This window comes from Rothia sp. P4278, from assembly GCF_048512945.1.
In the GTDB taxonomy this organism is placed as follows: domain Bacteria; phylum Actinomycetota; class Actinomycetes; order Actinomycetales; family Micrococcaceae; genus Rothia.
The window spans coordinates 524740-543328 of record NZ_JBLXXU010000002.1 but is presented as its reverse complement, the minus strand read 5'-3'; the positions used below and the strand labels follow the sequence as shown (position 1 = coordinate 543328).

Sequence of the window (18589 nt, the reverse complement as noted above, 5' to 3'; positions counted from 1 at the left end):
TAGGTTCAGTGCCTTTTCTGTGGGCTGTGCATATCAGCTTTTGGGGCTAGTGGATGTCGCCTTTAGCCTCGGTGGGGGTGAGCGGTTCGGGGTGGGCACCGCTGCGCTTGTTGAGGGCAGCCATGAGATGGTAGACCACCAGGGTCGCTGCTGTACCCAGGGCGATACCGGCGAACTGCAGGCCGGCAATGTCCCAGGTGTAGTCGGCGATACCCACAATCAGAGCTACCGACGCGGCGCTCAGATTAACCTGGTTGGAGAAGTCTACGCGGTTCTCCACCCAGATACGCACACCGAGCATACCGATCATGCCGTAGAGCACGGTGGCGGCACCGCCCAGCACACCGGCAGGTACTGATGCCACGGCGGCACCAAAGACGGGGAAAATAGAGAGCAGGACAGCGAAGATAGCCGCTACCCAGTAGGCGGCGGTTGAGTAGACCTTGGTTGCGGCCATAACACCGATGTTCTCGGCGTAGGTGGTGGTACCGGAACCGCCACCGGCACCGGCCAGGGTGGTTGCCAGACCGTCCGCCATGAGGGCACGTCCTGAGTATTTATCGAGGTTATCCCCGGTCATCAGAGCCACTGACTTGACGTGGCCGATGTTCTCAGCGACCAGAACCAGGATGACGGGTATGAAAAGACCGGCCAGGTTCCAGTGGAACTCGGGGTGCTGGAAGTGGGGCAGACCGATCAGGCCCTCATTCTCCCAGGCGGCCTGAATCTTTTCGAACTTGACTTCTCCGCGTAGGGCGGCGGTCATGTAACCGATAACTACACCCAGCAAAATGGATAGACGGCCAATCATGCCCTTAAAGAGTACTGAAATGAGGATGATAGAGGTCAGCGTAACCAGCGCGGTCACAGGGGCCTCCATAAAGTTGTTCTTAGCGCTGGGGGCAAGGTTGAAGCCAATGAGAGCCACAATGGAGCCGGTAACCACCGGGGGCATGAGCTTGGTCAGCCAGGCGGTGCCAGCAACCTGCACAACGGCACCGACTATGAAGAGGGAGATACCGGCCATGACAATACCGCCCAGTGCCCCGCCGGGGCCGTACTGGTTACTTGCGGCCGCCAGAGGGGCAATGAAAGCGAAAGAAGACCCCAAATAGGAGGGTACGCGCCCGGCAGTGATCAGCAGGAAGAGCATGGTGCCCACACCCGAGAAGAAGAGCGTGGTCGCCGGTGGGAAGCCGGTCAGCAGGGGGACCAGGAAGGTTGCGCCGAACATAGCTACAACGTGCTGGGCGCCGATACCGATGGTACGGCCCCAGGTCAGCCGTTCAAGCGGGTGGACGACCCCGCCTGGGGTGATGCTTTTGCCGTCGCCGTGTAGCGTCCAGGCGAAGCCCAATCTGGAATTATTGTCTGCCAATGCTCTGCGCTCCTTATACCCCACCAGTGGGGCTGTGCGGGTCTGAGGTGTGTGTGAACCGCTAGTAATTGTACGGTGCTCACTTGGTTTGCGGGCCAAGAGAACGGCGGTAACCGGTGTGATATTGCTTAGGGGAAACCAGAAAACCATTCCATAGGGTCTGCACCACCGTTTGGATCATGTAGAGGTTCCCCCGCTACCTGAAGAGAGGGCACCCGACCCCAGCAATCGACAAATAGGCCCTTGAAAACTTAACCTGTTAAGTAACCCCGCCGCACCTACCAAGGGCCCACCTGTGACCATAGTTCTTGCGCTTTTTCTCCTTGCCACCATCGCCACACCCTGGCTCTACCGTCGCATGGGGACCTCCACCTTCTACCTGCTGGCCGCTACCTCGGCTGCGGTGCTTGCGCTGGTGCTCTCGCGCACCGGCTCCATCCTGGGCGGAACCCCCTGGCAGGAAAGCTACCGGTGGATCCCGCAACTGAGCCTTGAGCTGACCTTCCGCATGGATACCCTCTCCTGGGTTATGAGCCTGCTGGTACTGGGCGTCGGTTCGCTGGTGCTCTTCTACTGCGCCAGCTACTTTAAGCACTCCACCGGTGATAACGGCCAGTTCGCGGCCTATCTCTTTGGGTTTGCCGGTGCCATGTTCGGGCTGATCACTGCCGATGACTTCGTCGTCATGTTCATCTTCTGGGAAATCACCACCATTCTTTCCTACCTGCTCATCGGCTACTCCCGGCATCGCCTGTCGGCCCGCCGTTCAGCTCTTCAAGCGCTGACCGTCACTACTGCCGGTGGCCTGGCCATGTTGGTGGGTATTGTGATGCTGGGCTACAGCCTGGGCACCTACAGCCTGAGCGAGCTGGTAGAGCGCGGGCCAAGTCTTCTGGCCGCCGCGCAAGAGGGGAAGGGCCCACTTAGCCTGGGCATGCTCTCAACCGCCCTGGTGCTGATTCTGTGCGGTGCCCTGTCCAAGTCCGCCATTTTCCCACTCCACTTCTGGCTCCCCGGGGCTATGGCCGCACCCACCCCGGTCTCTGCCTATCTGCACGCCGCCGCTATGGTCAAGGCCGGTATCTATATCCTGCTCCGCCTAGCCCCCGGCTATGGTGAAGTTGCCCTCTGGCAGAACACCCTCATCATCTTTGGTGCATTCACCATGGTTTTTGGTGGCTGGAGCGCCCTCAAACAGACCGACCTCAAACTCATTCTGGCCTACGGTACGGTCTCCCAGCTGGGCTTCCTGGCCCTGGTGATTTCGGGAGGAACCCCCGATGCGCTCTACGCGGCTGTTGCGCTCATGGTTGCCCACTCCCTCTTCAAGGCCAGCCTCTTTCTCTCCGTGGGTATTATTGACCACCAGTCCGGCACCCGCGATATTCATAAGCTTTCCGGTATCTACCGGCACGCGCCCAAGCTGGCTGTCCTGGCCACACTCTCCGCCGCTTCTATGGCGGGCCTACCGCCCCTGGCCGGTTTTGTGGCAAAAGAAGCCGTCCTAGAAACCTACCTGGGCCCCACCGTGGGCTGGCAACGGGCCGTCACCCTTATTGCGATTATCGCCGGGTCTATCCTAACCTTTGCCTACTCGGGCCGCTTTGTCTGGGGTGCTTTCGCCGTCAAGCCCTACGCCTACATGCACCGTGAGGGCGTCAAATACTGCCAGCTACCGCACCAGGCCGGTGCCGAGGCCACCCCGGCAGATACCCCCATCAGCCCGCGCGCCCTAGAAGGTAACCGCCGCGGCGTCAAGCTCAGCCCCGACACCGCCTTCCACCCGGTCCCCTATACTTTCCTTTGTGCACCGCTGGTACTGACCCTGCTCAGCCTGCTCTACGGCTTCTACCCGGAACCGGTGCACCTCTTCATCACGTCTATCCTCACCGCCTTCCCCGCAGAGGCTGAGCCGCTGAGCCTGCACCTGGCCCTCTGGCACGGCATCACCCCGGCGCTCCTGACTTCGTTGGCCATTATGGCAATCGGCACCCTACTCTTTATCTTCCGCAAGCAGATTGAAGAGCTCCAGAGCGCCCTGCCCACAACACCGAATGCCTCGATTGTCTACCGCGATCTCATGGACTCCCTGGACAGGCTAGCGGTCTGGGTCACCGGTGTCACCCAGCGCGGCTCCCTGGGTTTCTACCTGGGTATTATCCTGATTACCGCCGTGGTTGTTCCCTTCACGGCTCTCTACATCAACGAAACCCCACCGCTGGCCAACGTGCGAGTCTCCGAATCCCCGGCCCAGTGGTCCATTGTGATTGTGATGATTGTGGCCGCCCTGGTTGTGGTCTTTGTCCGCAAACGCTTCCTAGCTATCATGATGGTTTCAGTGACCGGCTATGGCATGGCAATTCTCTTTGCCTTACGGAGCGCACCCGATCTAGCCACCACCCAGCTTTTGGTGGAGACCATCGTCCTGGTTGCTTTCGTGCTGGCCATGCGCGTGCTACCCCGCAAAATCCCCCTGATCCGCACCAAGGGCGGGGCAGACGGGGCCCACAAAACCCTGCGCATCATCATTGCCTTGGGCTTTGCCGGTCTCATGATGGCCCTGGCCATGTTCACGCTCTCATCTCGCTCGCTTTCACCTATCTCCGTGGAGATGCCACAGCTGGCCTACCAGATCGGACACGGCTACAACGTGGTCAATGTGACCCTGGTTGATATGCGCGGCTGGGATACCTTCGGGGAAATATCCGTGCTGGCCCTGGCCGCTACCGGTGTTGCCTCCTTGCTCTTTATCGGCGGGCGGGCAGACTCTGCCAGCACCCGCAGACCGGACACCCAGACCATGAAAAAGATCGAGAAATCCTTTGCTCAGCGCACCCAGATTACGGTGCAACAGCGAGTCGCTGGCCAGTTCTCCTCGGTAGAGCGTGACCCCTTCATCGTGGCCGGGCGCACCCTGCCGCCGGAGTTCCGTTCCATCTTGCTGGAGGTCATGACCCGCCTGCTCTTCCACACCCTGATCATGGTTTCCCTCTACATGCTGTTTGCCGGGCACAACCTGCCCGGTGGCGGCTTTGCCGGTGGCCTGGTTGTTGGCCTGGCTTTGGCCGTGCGCTACCTAGCCGGTGGGGGAGCAGAGCTTCGTGCCGCCTCACCGCTCTCTGCGGGTGCTTTCCTGGGCTCAGGTCTGGGTATTGCAGCCCTCTACGCCCTGGCTCCCGTCTTCTGGGGTGACCCGGTGTTCTCCAGTTATGCCCTGGACTTCTGGCTACCGGTCTTTGGCCAGGTCCACTTTGTCACCGCCACCATCTTCGATGTCGGGGTCTACCTGCTGGTGATTGGACTGGTTCTAGATATCCTGCGAAGCCTGGGTGAACGCATCGACCTGAAGCTCATGAACGAACGCCGCAGAAAAGAAAAACAAGCCCGCGCCAAAGCAGGAAAGGCCTAAGAAATGGTCATTGATTTCAGCCTTATCCTGGTCATGGGCGTGCTCTACGCTGTGGGGGTCTACCTCATTCTGGACCGATCCCTGACCCGCGTCCTACTCGGTCTGATGCTCATGACCAACGCGACAAACATCCTGATTCTGCATGCGGGGGGACCGGCTGGTCTGGCACCTTTCTATAAGGCAGATGCCGCCGCAAATGACTATTCAGATCCGCTTCCGCAGGCCCTGATTCTAACGGCAGTCGTGATTTCCTGCGCAGTCACTGCCCTGGTCCTGGGCATCATCTACCGTAGCTGGTTGCTCTCACGCGCCGATGAAATTACCGATGATATCGAAGATATCCGCGTTGCTATCAAAGACAGCTTCGACAAAGAAGAGGACGCCGCCGCAGAGGTCGATAGCTCCGAGTTTGACGGTGACGAAGAGACCCGTGAGAAAAAATTCACTGAAGCTGAAGAGAAAAATAAACTGATCCACACCGGCTCCTACTCAGCCACACCCAAGAAGGCGGACTAGCTCATGCAGATAGCCCAGCTTGCTCCTCTTTGTGTCATCATTCTGTTCCTGGCGGCAGCCATCACCTTTATCTCTCGCAAGGCGCGCCTTCAGCGTGTCATTGCCTTTACTGCGGTAGCTTCTACCCTTGCTTTTGAGAGCCTGCTCCTGGCTTCGGCTTGGTCTGGCCCGCCTCAGACCGTGCATCTAGCGGGCTGGGAGGCACCGTTTGGTATCACCATGGTGGTGGATCAGCTGTCGTCGCTCATGCTGGTGGTGTCTTCGATCATCTCACTGGCGGTGCTGGTTTTTGCGACCGGCCAGCACCTGCAAGATGAAGACGATGAGGTGCCCATCTCTGTCTTCTACCCCACCTACCTGCTTCTGTTGGCGGGCGTATCTAACGCCTTCTTGGCGGGGGACCTGTTCAACCTCTACGTGGGTTTTGAGATCCTGCTCATGGCCTCCTACGTGCTAATCACCATGAACGCTAATACCCCGCGTATCCGGGCCGGTGTGACCTATGTGGTGGTTTCGGTTGTTTCGTCCATGCTCTTTCTGACCGCTATCGGCTTTGTCTACGCGTCGGTGGGCACCATCAATATGGCTGATCTTTCCCTCAAATTGGGCACCCTGCCCGAGGGCACCCAGATGCAACTCCATCTGATGCTCCTGATTGCTTTCGGTATTAAGGCGGCGGTGTTCCCGCTTTCCCTCTGGCTCCCGGACTCCTACCCGACAGCACCGGCCCCGGTGACGGCGGTGTTTGCGGGCTTGCTGACCAAGGTGGGTGTGTACGCGATTATCCGTACCGAGACCTTACTCTTCCCTGAGGGACGGCTCGATACCCTGCTGGGGGTTGTAGCGGCCCTGACTCTGGTGGTGGGTATCTTGGGTGCCCTGGCTCAGGATGACATCAAGCGTCTGCTGTCTTTCATCTTGATTAGCCATATCGGCTATATGATCTGGGGGATTTCGCTGGGTAATGAACTGGGTCTGACCACAGTGGTCTTCTACATCGCTCACCATATTGTGATTCAGACTGGCCTCTTTATGGTGGTTGGCTTGGTGGAACGCCGCGGCGGGTCCACCAATACCCGCCGTTTGGGTGGCCTTGTTAAGACAGCGCCTTTCCTGGCCCTGCTCTACTTCATTCCCGCCATTAACCTGGGTGGCATCCCGCCTTTCTCGGGCTTTATCGGCAAGGTGGGCTTTTTGGAGGCTTCTGTAGAAAATGGTGGGTTTCTGGCTTATGCTAACGCCGGAATCGGTGTTTTGGTCTCCCTGCTGACTCTGCTGTCTCTGGCCCGCGTGTGGAACAAGGCCTTCTGGCGGCCCGCTAGGGAAGCAGAAGACCCCACCCCTGAGCTGGTCATGGCCGAGCACTCCGAGGACCCGGCTCACTACCAAGCCAAGCCTATTCCCGCAAGCATGATGCTTCCGACCGTCAGCCTGGTAGTGGTGGGCGTACTGATTACCGTGTTTTCGGGTCCCCTGTTTCAGCTCGCTGATAAGGCCTCGGATAACCTCTTTACCCCCGATATGTATATCACCTCGGTCTTTGGGCCAGATGCCCCCACCCGCTCCGACTACCTGCAGCAGCAAATCGTTGATCACAGATCCCAGGAGGTGAACCAGTGAAGAAGTCTTCCCTGAGCCTGGCGGGCCTGGTTCACGCCCTTCCGCCGTTTGCCTGGCTGGTCTTTGTCTGGTGTGCCCTCTGGCAGGATTTCTCGCTCCGCTTTGTGGCTTTTGGTGCGCTCCTGGCATTTCTGGTCATGGACGTCTTTAAGCTCCCCACTCTTTACCTGTCCAACCGGCTCAATATCTTCTACGCTTCTCAGTTTGTGGTGCTCCTATTCTGGAATATCGCCAAGGCGAGTGTGGAGGTCATGTGGCTGGCCGCTATCTTCCGCCCACCCCTGTCTAACTCGGTGGTTGCGGTACCTTTGCGCACCCGCTCCGACCTTCTGCTGACGGCTGTTTCTCACACCATGTCGCTGATACCGGGCTCGGTGGTTGTTGAAGTGGATCGTCCCCATTCGGTGCTTTACTTCCATGTTTTAAATATTTCTACCCCCGCTGAAATTGAGCGCTTCACCAGGAGTGTCGCCTATTTTGAGGCGCTCATTATCAAGGCAACTGGCAGTAAAGAAGAGTACGAGGCCCTCAAAGCTGAAGAAGCGGCTATGACCGTAGCCCCTAAGGAGGAAGGATGAACTGGGTTTTCTGGGCTACAGGCCTGATGCTGACGCTGGCCACTTGGGGCACCGTCTACAGGATCTGGAAAGGGCCTGCACTCCTGGACCGTGTACTCGCCAGCGATGTGCTTCTTTCCATTTTGACTGCGGCTTTGTGCCTGCTCATGATTCTGACCGATAGCCAGTTCTACATGATTCTGCTGGTTACTATCGCCATGATTGGTTTTGTGGGTTCGGTGACGGTCGCCCGGTTTGCCGATAACTCTAAGGCTGATGAACCCGCACCGGCATCTAAGGTTATTGCTCCTGGCCGCTTGAAGGCCCGCCGCCAGCGTCTTGCGGGCTCAAAGAAGAGCCGCTCGGCAACTAAGAACAGCGAAGTTAAGTCAGAGGAGGGCCGCAAATGAGTCTCGATACGGTTTTTGATGTGCTCACCGCCGTCTGCATGATTGCCGGTGCCCTCATGTCCTTGGGCGCGGCAATCGGTCTGGTGCGCTTCCCGGACCTGCTCACGCGCTTGCACGCGGGTACTAAGCCTCAGGTTTTTGGCATGATTCTGATGCTCCTGGCGGTGGGATTTCATTTCCGCTCCTGGGCCCTGCTCCCGGTCCTGCTGGTGATTTTGCTCCTGCAGATGCTGACCATCCCCATTTCCGGGCATATGATGGGCCGCTCGGGCTACCGTAACAAGCACTTCCATAAGGACGACCTGCGTCACGATGACCTGCGTGCTCTAGTCGATAGGTCCGAACCCTAACCTTGCCCCATGAGACAGGCCAGCCCGGTAGGAACATTGAAGGGCCTACCGGGCCAGTATGCCTCTTGAGTACACGGAATAAAGAGGGGGCTAGGAGTTAGCGGATTCCCGCCATTTTATGGACAATCCACCGATTCATACCACCCAGGGCTACTCCTAGGGCGATGGTTATAAGCCCTAGTGTAGTGAAATAGGCTACTTCGGTTTCTATAGAGTAGAAGCGCCCAAGCCAGCCGGCTAGCACCGTGCCAAGTGCCGAAGAGGTGAAGTAGAGGGCCATCATGGCTACTCGGTGGTTTTGGGGTGCCAGCTTGGTTGCTAGCGAGATACCTACAGGAGAGATTGCTAGTTCACCCAGGGTGCAGATGAAGAGAATCAAGACAATCCACAGGAAGCTAACCTCAGTGTTCCCAGCCTGGGGGATAAAGAGCAAGAAGGCGACCCCGGTCAGAATAAGAGCTAGGGAGAACTTGAGGGGGGTGGTGGGTTGGCGCTCGCCCATCCTGGTCCACAAGGCTGTGAAAACGGCACCGAAAATGATGATGAAGATCGGGTTGATGGAGTTCATGAATTCCGGTGTGAGCTGTAGACCCATGATGTTCCAGTTGATACGGGACTCGGAGTAGATAGCAAGCACGGTGAACTGTTGCTGGAAGAGCGCCCAGAAAGCCACGCTTCCAAAGAACATGGGGATAAAGGAGATCACCCGTGAGTGTTCTTCTGCAGTGGTGAGTTTGGAGGTCAGCAGAGTGTAGAAAAGTGCGAGAGCGCAGACCGCGATAAGGCTCATGACCCAGGTATCCAGGTTGTCGGGGGTGATCAGGCCGGTGAAGACCAGGGCTAGAATTGCGGCAATAATGACAACTGCGGCTACGCTGTAGGTCTTCTTTTCGGAAGGGCTTAGGGGCGCAGAGATCTGGTGGACGCTCTCTGGCAGGTTCTTTCGGGTTAGAGCGTATTGGATTAGGCCGATAGCCATGCCAGCCGCCGCTAGGCCGAAGGCCAGGTGGAAGCCGTAGGTTTCACGGGTAAGGCCGGTCAGTGCTGGGCCGAAGAGGGCACCCAGGTTAATACCGATGTAGAAGATAGTGAAACCCCCATCACGACGGGGGTCTTCGTGCTGGTAGAGAGAACCTACTAGTACGGAGGCATTGGCTTTGAGCCCGCCAGAGCCGATAGCGACCATGATGAGGCCGGTGATAACACCACTTGCACCTGGTAGAAGGGCTAGCGCCAGGTGGCCGCCCATGATGAGGGTAGCTGAGGAAAATAGGGTGCGTTCGGGCCCTAGGATCCTATCCCCAAAGATGCTGCCAACGATGGTCATCAGGTAGACCATGCCACCGTAGGCCCCCATGACACCTGCAGCTGAGGTATCGCTGAGCAGGGCAAGTCCGCCGCGTTCAGTTTCCCAGTAGAGGTAGTAGAGCATGAGCACCTGCATCCCGTAGAAGGAAAAACGTTCCCACATTTCTACGGAGAAGAGGTTAGCTAGCATTCGGGGGTGGCCGAAGAAGGTTTTTCCGCTGGAGGGGGCCGGGTGTTCTCGTTTTGTCTTGTGTGCAGTTTCGGAGAGCGAAGACATGTATGTTTCTCCTGGTTGCTGGGGTTGATGCCTCATAAGTGCGGGCATTGCTTGCTTTACTGTGTGAGTTTACATCCTCTCCGCCAAAGACCTTAGGCTAGGTCAAGGAGCAGTGACGGGATCCATAGGTAGCTGGTGTAAAGGGTAAGGCTCCTGCACCATGCTTTAGCCCCCTTGCTTTAGCCCTGATAGAAGCTGAGAGTAACAGAAAATAGCTGGTTTCCAAGGAGGAATGTAGCAGCATGGAATTTGAGATACAACCCAAATCGGTGAATGAGTTGGCTGAGCAGCTGGTTGCTACTGGCGTGCAAACCAACAAGTATGCCCAGGTTCTGTTGGAATCTAATTACTATGACCCAGCTGTATCTGGACGGTTCACAGTGGAACTTGTGAACTTATCTGATTTAGGGTTTGATGAGCCAGCAACGCTACAACATGTTTATGAGCGTGCTCAGGCCACAGGCTACTGCCTCTGTCCACTTGAACTTGCCCCGTATGCGCGTATGCAGTGGTTAGAGCAGGCCCAGAGCAAGACTTCGATACTGAGCGGTACCCACTCTATGCCAGATAGTGCCGTCAACGTTGCTACCCCGGTACTTTCAGAAGATCACACATTCCCTAAGGGCTTTTACTTGCGCGTAGTGGACGGCGTTCCTTGGTTACGGGGCTACCGATGTGATGATACCTATCTCTTCCCCTTGGAAAGCTGCTTCATGTTTGTCCTACCGCCAGAAAACTAGCCAGGGGAAGGGCCCCTTACCCCGCACGGAGTAAGAGGCCCTTGAGGTGCGAGCGGGGGTTAGGCGATGACGCTATCGACCAGCGCCTTGGCTTCGTTCTGTACCTGGGTCAGGTGATCAGGGCCGATAAAGGATTCTGCATATATCTTGTAGACGTCCTCGGTCCCTGAGGGGCGAGCTGCGAACCAGGCGTTCTCGGTGGTCACTTTCAGACCGCCAATGGAGGCACCGTTGCCCGGTGCCTGGGTGAGCTTAGCGGTAATGGCCTCGCCTGCCAGCTGGGAGGCGGTCACATCGGCGGGGGAGAGCTTGCTCAGCTTAGCTTTCTGTTCACGGGTTGCAAGGGCGTCTACGCGGGCGTAGGCGGGCTCACCAAAAGCGTCAGTTAGTTCTGCGTAGCGCTGCGACGGGGTCTTACCGGTCACAGCAGTCATTTCGGAAGCCAGCAGAGCCAGAATGATACCGTCCTTATCTGTAGTCCACACCTGCCCCTGACGGTTCAGGAAGGAAGCGCCAGCTGACTCTTCGCCACCGAAGCCTAAGGTCCCAGCGCTCAGGCCGTCAACAAAGAATTTGAAGCCAACGGGCACCTCAACCAGCTTGCGACCCAGCGACTGGGCAACCCGGTCAATCATGGAAGAAGACACCAGGGTCTTACCGACCCCTGCGGCGGACGACCAGCCGGTGCGGTTGCTGTAGAGGTAGTCGATGGCAGTTGCCAGGTAATGGTTGGGGTTCATCAGGCCCGCGTCGGGGGTGACGATACCGTGGCGGTCAGAGTCGGCATCGTTACCGGTGGCGATGTCGTACTTATCTCGGTTGGCAATCAGCGAGGCCATGGCATTGGGTGAAGAGCAATCCATACGGATTTTCTCGTCCCAGTCCAGGTTCATGAAAGCCCACTGGGGGTCAACAACCGGGTTAACAACTTCGAGGTTGAGCTTGTACTGCTCAGCGATACGCTGCCAGTAGGCCACTGAAGCTGAGCCCATGGGGTCAGCGCCAATAGTGAGGCTGGACCCGGCGATAGCATCGAGGTCAATAACGGTACCTAGCTCGTTGACGTAAGCGCCCAGGTAGTCGTAGGTACCACTGGTCTCAGCGGCCTTGGCCTGTTCTAGGGAGATACGCTTGACCCCCTTGTTGCCTCCTTCAAGGAGTTGGTTAGCGCGGTCGGCAATCCAGCCGGTGGCGTGAGAATCAGCAGGACCGCCGTGAGGGGGGTTGTACTTGAAGCCACCGTCTGCGGGTGGGTTGTGGCTGGGGGTAATAACGATGCCGTCAGCCTGGGCCCTGTTGCTGGGGTTAGCGTTGTGGACAATGATGGCACGTGACAGTGCGGGGGTGGGGACGTAGCCAGCTGCGGCATCAAGTAGGACGGTGACACCGTTGGCGGCGAGAACCTCAAGGGCAGTGTCTTGAGCCGGGCCGGAGAGCGCGTGGGTGTCTTTGCCCATAAAGAGCGGGCCGCTAATACCCTGGGCGGTGCGGTACTCAGCGATAGCCTGCGAGATAGCGGCAATGTGAGCATCGTTGAAGGATGCTTTCAGGGAGCTGCCTCGGTGCCCCGATGTTCCAAAAGCTACCCGTTGGGTGGGGTCCTTCAGATCGGGGGTTAGGTCATAGTAGGCGCCGATGAGCGCATCGAGGTTAACAAGGTCTTCTGGGATGGCAAGAGTGCCTGCGCGAGTGGACATACTTCTAAGAGTAGCCCGCAGGTCTTGGCAAAAGGCACAGATTAGGCCGTGACTGGCGTAAATGTAGGTGTGTTACAGGATTAACTTGCCTAGTCAGAGTGAACCCGCTAGCGGGATTGGGTACCCAGGAGTCCCGCTGCCCGGCGCTTGTTGGGCTTGTGGCTAGGCCTTGCCCGGGCATAAGCTGAGACTGAACGTGAAACCTATGAAAGGGTAAACCTGTGAACGAAGATATCCCCCAGGTAACAGTGGATCAGATTCCGGATGGCGCAAAGATTTTGGATGTGCGCGAGGATTACGAGTGGGTAGAGGGCCATATTGAGGGTGCCCAGCATATTCCCCTGGGTGAGGTTCCCGAGCGCTACGGTGACGTTCCGCTCGATGAGGATGTGTACGTTATTTGCCGTGCCGGAGGCCGTTCCTTGAGGGCCGTGGCCTACCTGAACCAGTACGGTTTCGATGCCATTAACGTTATTGGCGGTATGGGCGCCTGGCAGGACGCTGAACTCCCTATGGTTTCTGAGAACGGGCAGGAGCCGCAGGTCCGCTAGGCGGTAGATCGATAGGGCAAAAGGAGGAAGATTTCAGTGTTTTCCGCACCAAAACATGGCACCTGGGATTTTTTCCCCTATGCTATAGGTTATGACAACACCATCACATAACCCCTATCAGAACAACCAGCCCCAGCAAGGTGGCTCCGTTCATCACCCGGAGATCGCCAAAGATATTAAGAACGCTAAGAATTATGGTATCGGCGCTATTGTCTTGGCTGCCCTGTCCCTGGTCATTGGCATATTGGCATTGCCCTCCTTATTCTTGGGGATTTATGGTCTTAAAACCAGCAAAAAACTAGCCCAGGCCGGAGTCGTTCAGGGTAACTCAAAGACACTCAACACCGTTGCGGTAGTTCTTGGTGCCGTCGCTGTAGCTCTTTGGGTTCTTACGCTCGTGCTTCGGGCTATGCTAGCTAGCTAGGCCTAGAGCCAAACTGCTTCTTGCACTGCCCCCTTTAACAGGGGGCAGTTTTTTTAAATGGTGGAACCAGCCAGTTGCCCAAAGTCTGGGAATGAAGCCTGAGAATCCTGTTCGCACCAGGGGATCTTATTCACCATAGGGAAATAGATAATCCAGTCTGCCAGCTACCTATGGCTGGAAGAGCAGTTAGACTATCCGGGTGAACTTTCCGAATCACCCCCGCTATGTGCCCGGTGCTAGCATCCAGGTTAGGCCGCTGGGCTTTGCCGTAGACTGTGCCCGGGCCTACCGGCTGATCTCGGCAGGTTCCCGCTATTCCTTCTGGCTGGATTCCGCCCGCCCAGAATCTCCTATGTCGCGCTACTCCTACCTGGGGGTGGTGCCGGCAGAGGGGCGGGTTCTTATCAGTGACGATGCCCGTGAGCCCGTCTACCGTGAGCTCAACGGGTCAGGCCAAGAGGTAGGGCGTGTACCCGGTAGCTTGGACCGGGGACTCAGCACCTATCTGGCGCAGGGGCCTGCCGTGAACGGTGCCCCCGGCCAGCTGGACGAAGCTCTACTGGGTGGCTACGTTGGCTACTTTGGCTACGAATACCGGGCACGCACCGAGCCAGGCTCACCGGTGACCCATAGCTCACCCACCCCGGACGGGGCCTGGCTTCAAGCTGTGCGCTACATGCTTTATGACCATCAGGGCGGGCAGAGCTGGCTGGTAGGGGACACCGCTTGGCTTGATGCTATCGAGGCAGCTCTTTGCGACTATGCCGGGGAAGAATCAACTGCTCCACCCACCGCAGGCGCCGATGCCCAGCCTATGAGCGGCCTGGTATTCTCCCCACCCACCCGCACCGACTACACCGCCGATGTTCGCACCTGCCAGCAAGAAATCGCAGACGGCAAGAGCTACGAGATCTGTCTGACCGCCCAAACCCAGGCCAGCGCCGTCACCCCGGTTTCCCCAGAGCAGGCCCTAGCAACCTACCTGCTTCAGCGCCAACATAACCCCGCCCCCTACGCGGCCTTTATACACTGCGACAGCTTCTATATTCTGAGCTCGTCACCCGAACGGTTCCTGACCATCAGCCCAGCTGGGCAGGTGGAGACTAAACCCATTAAAGGCACCATTGAACGCACAGATGACCCCCTAGAGGATGCCCGCCGCGCCTACTGGCTAGCGCACGACCCCAAAACCAGGGCTGAGAACCTCATGATCGTTGACCTGCTGCGCAACGACCTCTCCCGCATCAGCTACCCGGAGTCGGTGCGGGTCCCCGTCCTCATGGGGGTTGAAAGCTACCAGACCGTACACCAGCTCGTCTCCACGGTTCAAGCGCAGATGCGCCCGCAGGTAGGCAGGGTAGAAGCCGCCCTGGCCTGCTTCCCCGGTGGCTCTATGACCGGGGCACCCAAACCGTCCACCATGGATATCATTGACCGGTTAGAGGGGCGCGCTCGCGGTATCTATTCGGGGGCTTTAGGCTTCTTTTCTGCGACGGGTGCCGTCAATCTGTCCATCGTGATTAGGGCCCTGGTGATTTCGTCCTCCGGGCAGGTCAGTCTGAGCGCGGGTGGTGCTATTGTGGCTGATTCAGACCCGGATGCTGAGTACGAAGAGATGCTGACCAAGCTGGCGGCGGCCCTGCCGCCGCAGCTGGGCAGGCTGGGCTAAAGAAGCCCGCTCGCGTAAGCCTGTGAGGTGTTAGCGGGCCTTGCGGGCAAGATAAAGACCCGCTGCAATCAGGGGGATCTGGAGGGGCAGGCGGCGCAGTCGCTTAGCGTCGGAATCCAGTAGGCCGGGAATATCAATCTTGTGGGTGTACTGGTAGATGTTTGCCGGGTAGACCGCAGTGAAGAGGGCGGCGGCCCCTAGTCCAGTGATGCGGCGTGCCCCCGGTGCGGCCAGCAGACCCAGCCCCACACCGAGCTCGGCAACCCCAGAAGCGTAGACTACCTGCTTTGCGCTCCCCGGAACCCAGGGCGGAACGATGGAGGCAAAGCTGGGTACCTTATCGCGCTTAAAATGAAGGGCCCCCATGGTGGTCAGGCCCGCGCCTAGGGTGTAGCGGGTTATCTTTTGGCCGGTGGTTTCGCTGGTATCGTGTGCAAAAAGGTTCATGGTTTTTATAGTAGGCCAGCGGTGGGCCTGCGCCTCCCGGTGGAGTCTCCGTTTATTTTATTCTTCTTTTGTAGAGAGCCTTGTATTGCTTTAACTGAGTCCATGCCTTAGGTTAGTTACATAACTAACTAACCAATGAACCAACTAGCGTGGTTTGGTGCATACAGAGAAAGGGGGTGCCCATGCTCACCGGTGATAAACCCATCTTCCAACAAATTGCGGACCACATTAGCGGTCAGATCCTCGCGGGAACCTACCCCGAAGAATCACAGGTCCCATCGACCAACGAATTTGCGGCCTTCTACCGCATCAACCCGGCAACAGCCGGTAAGGGCGTCAACCTCCTGGTAGACCAAGGGGTGCTCTACAAGAAGAGAGGTATCGGCATGTTTGTGGCTCAAGGAGCACAAGACATTCTGCGCTCTGCTCGGCGCAAAGAATTTATCGCAGGCTATATCACCCCTCTGGTCGAAGAAGCCAGGGTGCTGGGGCTCAGCAGTGACGAGGTACTCGCTGCCCTGCAAGCTGGCCTGAGCGAGGCCGCTAGCAAGACAGGGGAGAACGCATGAACACCATCGCCCGCACACAGAACCTCAGCAAAACCTTCCGGGGCACCAAGGCCCTGGACGGTATTAACCTGGAGATCGAAGAAGGCCTCATCTACGGCCTAGCAGGTAGGAATGGTGCCGGTAAAACAACCCTGCTGACGGCACTGACCGGCCAGACCCTGCCCGATAAGGGCTCACAGATAGAGCTCTTTGGGCAGAGCCTTAATGCCACCACTATCGCTAGAACCCACCTGCAAAGAACCAACCAGAGCTACCCTGATGACCTGCGGGTTTTCCAGGTGCTCAAGATGGGCCGGCTGGCTCACCCCAACTGGGACCAGTCCCTGGCGCTATCGCTACTGCTTGATTTTGAGATTCCGCTCAAGGCCCGTGCCCGCAGGCTCTCGGACGGGCAAAAATCAGCCCTGGGTATCGCGGTCGCCCTTGCCAGCCGCGCAGACCTGACCCTGATGGACGAGCCCTACACCGGCCTTGACCCGGTAGCACGCGCCCTCTTCTACGATCGCCTGCTCGAAGACTTTAGCGCCCACCCGCGCACCTTTATTATTTCCACCCACCTGCTCGACGAAATCTCACCCCTGCTCAACCGCGTCATCTTGATTGACCGGGGTGAACTGGTCTTTACCGGTGACGCTGAGGACGCCACCTACACCGCCCACGAGGTTGCGGGGAACCAGGACGCTGTTTCTGTTTACCTTGCCAAGACCTCCCTGGAGGGCTTTGTGGTGCGCGACCGCGCAATCGGCTCTATGCGGAGTCTTGTAGTGGCTGCCGCTCTCACAGCAGAGAACGAGGAACTTGCGGGCAAGCTGGGCGTTGGTGTCCAGCCGGTCTCACTCCAGGACACCGTTGCCGCCCATAGCCGGAAAAATACTGACCAGATTACACAAGGAGGGCTCTCATGACCGCAACAAACCCAGTTTGGGCTGAGGAAACAGGGCTCCACGCCCCCGGAGCTGAGAAGAAAAGGCGGGCACGCTCCGCCCGAATTCAGGGGAGCTGGGCTGTCTTCCACATGCTACGCAACCAGAAAACAATGGCAACCCTACTTCCGCTACTACTGCCCATCGGGATTGCCGCGCTGATTATGCTCCTTGTTGGCATCAACAGTCTGCTCACCGGAATGTCGTTTGGTGCCCACGGTGGCTTTATCAACGCAAATTCTTTGCACACCACTATCGTCCCCGTGGTGCTAGGAGTCTCTTCCCTTCTGGGTTTTTATTCTCATGCACAGCTCGTCCTCAACATGGGACGAACCCGGTGGAGCTACCTGGGCGGTTTTACCCTGCTCTCCCTTTTCCGGGCTAGCCTTGCAACGCTTATCTACGCACTGACATCTGTTATCGAGCTCGTGACACACGGTTACGGTAAGGGCTGGCAGGTCTTTAACCCAGAGCTGGACCCCTGGCCCTTCGCCTTCTGGCAGAGCTACTCAACCCCGGGGCGTTTCTACGCTCTGGGCAGCTACCTGGCAACCTGGTTGGCGGTGCTGATTGCGGTTCAGGTCGCTGGAATCGCTGTGGCAGCCCTCTACCTGCGGTGGGGCAAGGTCACAGGCTCCGTGGCTCTCATCTTGACCGTTATAGGGGCGCTAGCCATCAGCCGTAACCTTTTCGGTGGACACCTTTGGGACATGGGAATCAGTACCCTCTGGGAGCAATTTGAGTCCAATTATTCCAGCTTTAACGGCTGGGAAGTTGCCGAGGCAAGTGGTGGGTTTCTGGACGAGCACACCAATATTGTCAATGTCCCTGAACTCGCTTCTATTATTGGACATTACGGGTTACTCTTGGGAGCTGCCGCGGTGTCTTATCTGGTCGCAACTATGACCTGGGCCAGAACTTCCCTGCGCTAGACCCTCTTTGCCCGTCCCGGCCTTCCTGATCCGGGGCGGTGCTTTATAGAGTGGCCGGGGCTGAATAATTTTTCACCTGCCGGGATTCTCCCACCCAAAAACAAGCCCCGCCCACCCCATCTACTAGACTAAAACCCATGACTACCCTCTCCGAAAATCTCCCCATCGAAGCCGCCCGCGAACGCCTCCGCCAGCTCATCAGCGAATTGGCTGTAGTTCGCGGAAAAGTAACCCTAGCCTCCGGCAAAGAAGCTAACTATTACGTTGACCTGCGCCGCATTACCCTGCACCACGAAGCCTCCCGCCTAGTCGGCCAGGTCATGCTCGACCTTCTTGATAAGGCCGGTATTGAATTTGAGGCAGCAGGTGGCTTGACCATGGGTGCTGACCCGGTGGGCCACGCTATTATGCGCACCGCAGGTGATCAGGGTCGCGCTATCGACACCTTTGTTGTTCGTAAAGCCCAGAAATCCTACGGTATGGGTCGCCAGGTTGAAGGCCCCAGCGTGGTAGGTCGCCGCGTGGTCGCTGTGGAAGACACCTCCACCACCGGTGGGTCAGCCCTTACTGCCGTTGAAGCCCTCCGTAATGCGGGGGCTGAAGTTGTCGCTGTCGCCGTTATCGTTGACCGAGCCACCGGCGCCAAGGAGCATATCGAAGAAGTCGCGGGTGTGCCCTGCCTCTACGCCTACTCCAAGAGCGACTTGGGTCTGGACTAAACCTTTAAAGGCAGATAAAAGCAGACAAAGATGCGCTGGACGCGCCCCGCCGACACCCTTAAACGCCAGCCCCCGAGCCAGTCGGCTTCTGGC

The 18589-nt window shown here is 57.8% G+C and carries 18 protein-coding genes; 14 read left to right on the top strand and 4 right to left on the bottom strand.

The window, feature by feature from the left end:
* Positions 1 to 46: 46 nt before the first annotated feature.
* Complete coding sequence (locus tag ACN085_RS06545) at positions 47 to 1378, bottom strand: uracil-xanthine permease family protein (protein WP_419110974.1); 1332 nt, start codon at positions 1376 to 1378, stop codon at positions 47 to 49.
* Between the two features lie 295 nt (positions 1379 to 1673).
* On the opposite strand from ACN085_RS06545, the gene ACN085_RS06540 reads away from it, so the two are divergent.
* Genes ACN085_RS06540 through mnhG form a run of 6 tightly spaced genes read left to right on the top strand, consistent with a single transcriptional unit; the run spans position 1674 to position 8240 of the window.
* A complete protein-coding gene (locus ACN085_RS06540; RefSeq protein ID WP_419110973.1) occupies positions 1674 to 4787 on the top strand; it encodes a Na+/H+ antiporter subunit A in 3114 nt (1037 codons plus the stop codon).
* Positions 4788 to 4790: 3 nt separating this feature from the next.
* Positions 4791 to 5303: a Na(+)/H(+) antiporter subunit C gene (locus ACN085_RS06535; RefSeq protein WP_419110972.1), complete on the top strand. Its 513-nt coding sequence runs from the start codon at positions 4791 to 4793 to the stop codon at positions 5301 to 5303.
* Between the two features lie 3 nt (positions 5304 to 5306).
* Positions 5307 to 6923 carry a Na+/H+ antiporter subunit D gene (locus tag ACN085_RS06530; RefSeq protein WP_419110971.1) on the top strand — a complete coding sequence of 539 codons (1617 nt, stop codon included), beginning with the start codon at positions 5307 to 5309 and terminating at the stop codon, positions 6921 to 6923.
* Positions 6920 to 7501, top strand: coding sequence for a Na+/H+ antiporter subunit E (locus ACN085_RS06525; RefSeq protein ID WP_419110970.1), 582 nt, complete (start codon positions 6920 to 6922; stop codon positions 7499 to 7501). The genes ACN085_RS06530 and ACN085_RS06525 overlap by 4 nt, the downstream gene beginning before the upstream one ends.
* Complete coding sequence (locus ACN085_RS06520; protein WP_419110969.1) at positions 7498 to 7890, top strand: monovalent cation/H+ antiporter complex subunit F; 393 nt, start codon at positions 7498 to 7500, stop codon at positions 7888 to 7890. Before ACN085_RS06525 ends, ACN085_RS06520 begins: the two co-directional genes overlap by 4 nt.
* Positions 7887 to 8240 (top strand): monovalent cation/H(+) antiporter subunit G, encoded by a 354-nt coding sequence (gene mnhG / locus ACN085_RS06515; RefSeq protein ID WP_419098972.1) that lies wholly within the window; start codon positions 7887 to 7889, stop codon positions 8238 to 8240. The genes ACN085_RS06520 and mnhG overlap by 4 nt, the downstream gene beginning before the upstream one ends.
* Positions 8241 to 8337: 97 nt before the next feature.
* Here the strand turns inward: mnhG and ACN085_RS06510 are convergent, their stop codons facing one another.
* Entirely contained in the window at positions 8338 to 9825 is a 1488-nt protein-coding gene (locus ACN085_RS06510; protein ID WP_419110968.1) for a peptide MFS transporter, read from the bottom strand.
* A gap of 242 nt (positions 9826 to 10067) precedes the next feature.
* Here ACN085_RS06510 and ACN085_RS06505 point away from each other — a divergent pair, with 242 nt between their 5' ends.
* Positions 10068 to 10565, top strand: a complete 498-nt coding sequence (locus tag ACN085_RS06505) for a hypothetical protein (RefSeq protein ID WP_419110967.1) — start codon at positions 10068 to 10070, stop codon at positions 10563 to 10565.
* Positions 10566 to 10624: 59 nt separating this feature from the next.
* Here the strand turns inward: ACN085_RS06505 and pgm are convergent, their stop codons facing one another.
* Positions 10625 to 12262 (bottom strand): phosphoglucomutase (alpha-D-glucose-1,6-bisphosphate-dependent), encoded by a 1638-nt coding sequence (pgm, locus tag ACN085_RS06500; protein ID WP_419110966.1) that lies wholly within the window; start codon positions 12260 to 12262, stop codon positions 10625 to 10627.
* Between the two features lie 221 nt (positions 12263 to 12483).
* On the opposite strand from pgm, the gene ACN085_RS06495 reads away from it, so the two are divergent.
* The 3 genes from ACN085_RS06495 (at position 12484) to ACN085_RS06485 (ending at position 14906) form a co-directional block, all read left to right on the top strand.
* Positions 12484 to 12813 (top strand): rhodanese-like domain-containing protein, encoded by a 330-nt coding sequence (locus tag ACN085_RS06495; RefSeq protein ID WP_419098976.1) that lies wholly within the window; start codon positions 12484 to 12486, stop codon positions 12811 to 12813.
* 91 nt (positions 12814 to 12904) lie between these two features.
* The gene (locus ACN085_RS06490; protein ID WP_419110965.1) at positions 12905 to 13237 is read left to right on the top strand and encodes a hypothetical protein; all 333 of its coding nucleotides are present in this window, start codon (positions 12905 to 12907) and stop codon (positions 13235 to 13237) included.
* A 199-nt stretch (positions 13238 to 13436) separates the two neighbouring features.
* Positions 13437 to 14906 (top strand): anthranilate synthase component I family protein, encoded by a 1470-nt coding sequence (locus ACN085_RS06485; RefSeq protein WP_419098977.1) that lies wholly within the window; start codon positions 13437 to 13439, stop codon positions 14904 to 14906.
* A 30-nt stretch (positions 14907 to 14936) separates the two neighbouring features.
* Here the strand turns inward: ACN085_RS06485 and ACN085_RS06480 are convergent, their stop codons facing one another.
* On the bottom strand, positions 14937 to 15353 hold the full coding sequence (locus ACN085_RS06480) for a hypothetical protein (protein ID WP_419098978.1): 417 nt from the start codon (positions 15351 to 15353) through the stop codon (positions 14937 to 14939).
* A 182-nt stretch (positions 15354 to 15535) separates the two neighbouring features.
* Here ACN085_RS06480 and ACN085_RS06475 point away from each other — a divergent pair, with 182 nt between their 5' ends.
* From ACN085_RS06475 to pyrE, 4 genes are all read left to right on the top strand, one after another.
* Positions 15536 to 15922, top strand: a complete 387-nt coding sequence (locus ACN085_RS06475; protein WP_419104138.1) for a GntR family transcriptional regulator — start codon at positions 15536 to 15538, stop codon at positions 15920 to 15922.
* Complete coding sequence (locus ACN085_RS06470; RefSeq protein WP_419110964.1) at positions 15919 to 16827, top strand: ATP-binding cassette domain-containing protein; 909 nt, start codon at positions 15919 to 15921, stop codon at positions 16825 to 16827. The genes ACN085_RS06475 and ACN085_RS06470 overlap by 4 nt, the downstream gene beginning before the upstream one ends.
* Positions 16824 to 17777 carry a hypothetical protein gene (locus ACN085_RS06465; protein ID WP_419110963.1) on the top strand — a complete coding sequence of 318 codons (954 nt, stop codon included), beginning with the start codon at positions 16824 to 16826 and terminating at the stop codon, positions 17775 to 17777. The genes ACN085_RS06470 and ACN085_RS06465 overlap by 4 nt, the downstream gene beginning before the upstream one ends.
* Positions 17778 to 17914: 137 nt before the next feature.
* Positions 17915 to 18496 (top strand): orotate phosphoribosyltransferase, encoded by a 582-nt coding sequence (gene pyrE, locus ACN085_RS06460; protein WP_419098983.1) that lies wholly within the window; start codon positions 17915 to 17917, stop codon positions 18494 to 18496.
* Positions 18497 to 18589: the final 93 nt, after the last annotated feature.

What these genes read in the sequence shown, in the direction of transcription:
- ACN085_RS06535 (WP_419110972.1), top strand. Translation starts at nt 4,791, where the DNA reads ATGGTCATTGATTTCAGCCTTATCCTGGTCATGGGCGTGCTCTACGCT.
- ACN085_RS06530 (WP_419110971.1), top strand. Translation starts at nt 5,307, where the DNA reads ATGCAGATAGCCCAGCTTGCTCCTCTTTGTGTCATCATTCTGTTCCTG.
- ACN085_RS06520 (WP_419110969.1), top strand. Translation starts at nt 7,498, where the DNA reads ATGAACTGGGTTTTCTGGGCTACAGGCCTGATGCTGACGCTGGCCACT.
- mnhG (WP_419098972.1), top strand. Translation starts at nt 7,887, where the DNA reads ATGAGTCTCGATACGGTTTTTGATGTGCTCACCGCCGTCTGCATGATT.
- ACN085_RS06510 (WP_419110968.1), bottom strand. Translation starts at nt 9,825, where the DNA reads ATGTCTTCGCTCTCCGAAACTGCACACAAGACAAAACGAGAACACCCG.
- ACN085_RS06505 (WP_419110967.1), top strand. Translation starts at nt 10,068, where the DNA reads ATGGAATTTGAGATACAACCCAAATCGGTGAATGAGTTGGCTGAGCAG.
- pgm (WP_419110966.1), bottom strand. Translation starts at nt 12,262, where the DNA reads ATGTCCACTCGCGCAGGCACTCTTGCCATCCCAGAAGACCTTGTTAAC.
- ACN085_RS06490 (WP_419110965.1), top strand. Translation starts at nt 12,905, where the DNA reads ATGACAACACCATCACATAACCCCTATCAGAACAACCAGCCCCAGCAA.
- ACN085_RS06480 (WP_419098978.1), bottom strand. Translation starts at nt 15,353, where the DNA reads ATGAACCTTTTTGCACACGATACCAGCGAAACCACCGGCCAAAAGATA.
- ACN085_RS06475 (WP_419104138.1), top strand. Translation starts at nt 15,536, where the DNA reads ATGCTCACCGGTGATAAACCCATCTTCCAACAAATTGCGGACCACATT.
- ACN085_RS06470 (WP_419110964.1), top strand. Translation starts at nt 15,919, where the DNA reads ATGAACACCATCGCCCGCACACAGAACCTCAGCAAAACCTTCCGGGGC.
- ACN085_RS06465 (WP_419110963.1), top strand. Translation starts at nt 16,824, where the DNA reads ATGACCGCAACAAACCCAGTTTGGGCTGAGGAAACAGGGCTCCACGCC.
- pyrE (WP_419098983.1), top strand. Translation starts at nt 17,915, where the DNA reads ATGACTACCCTCTCCGAAAATCTCCCCATCGAAGCCGCCCGCGAACGC.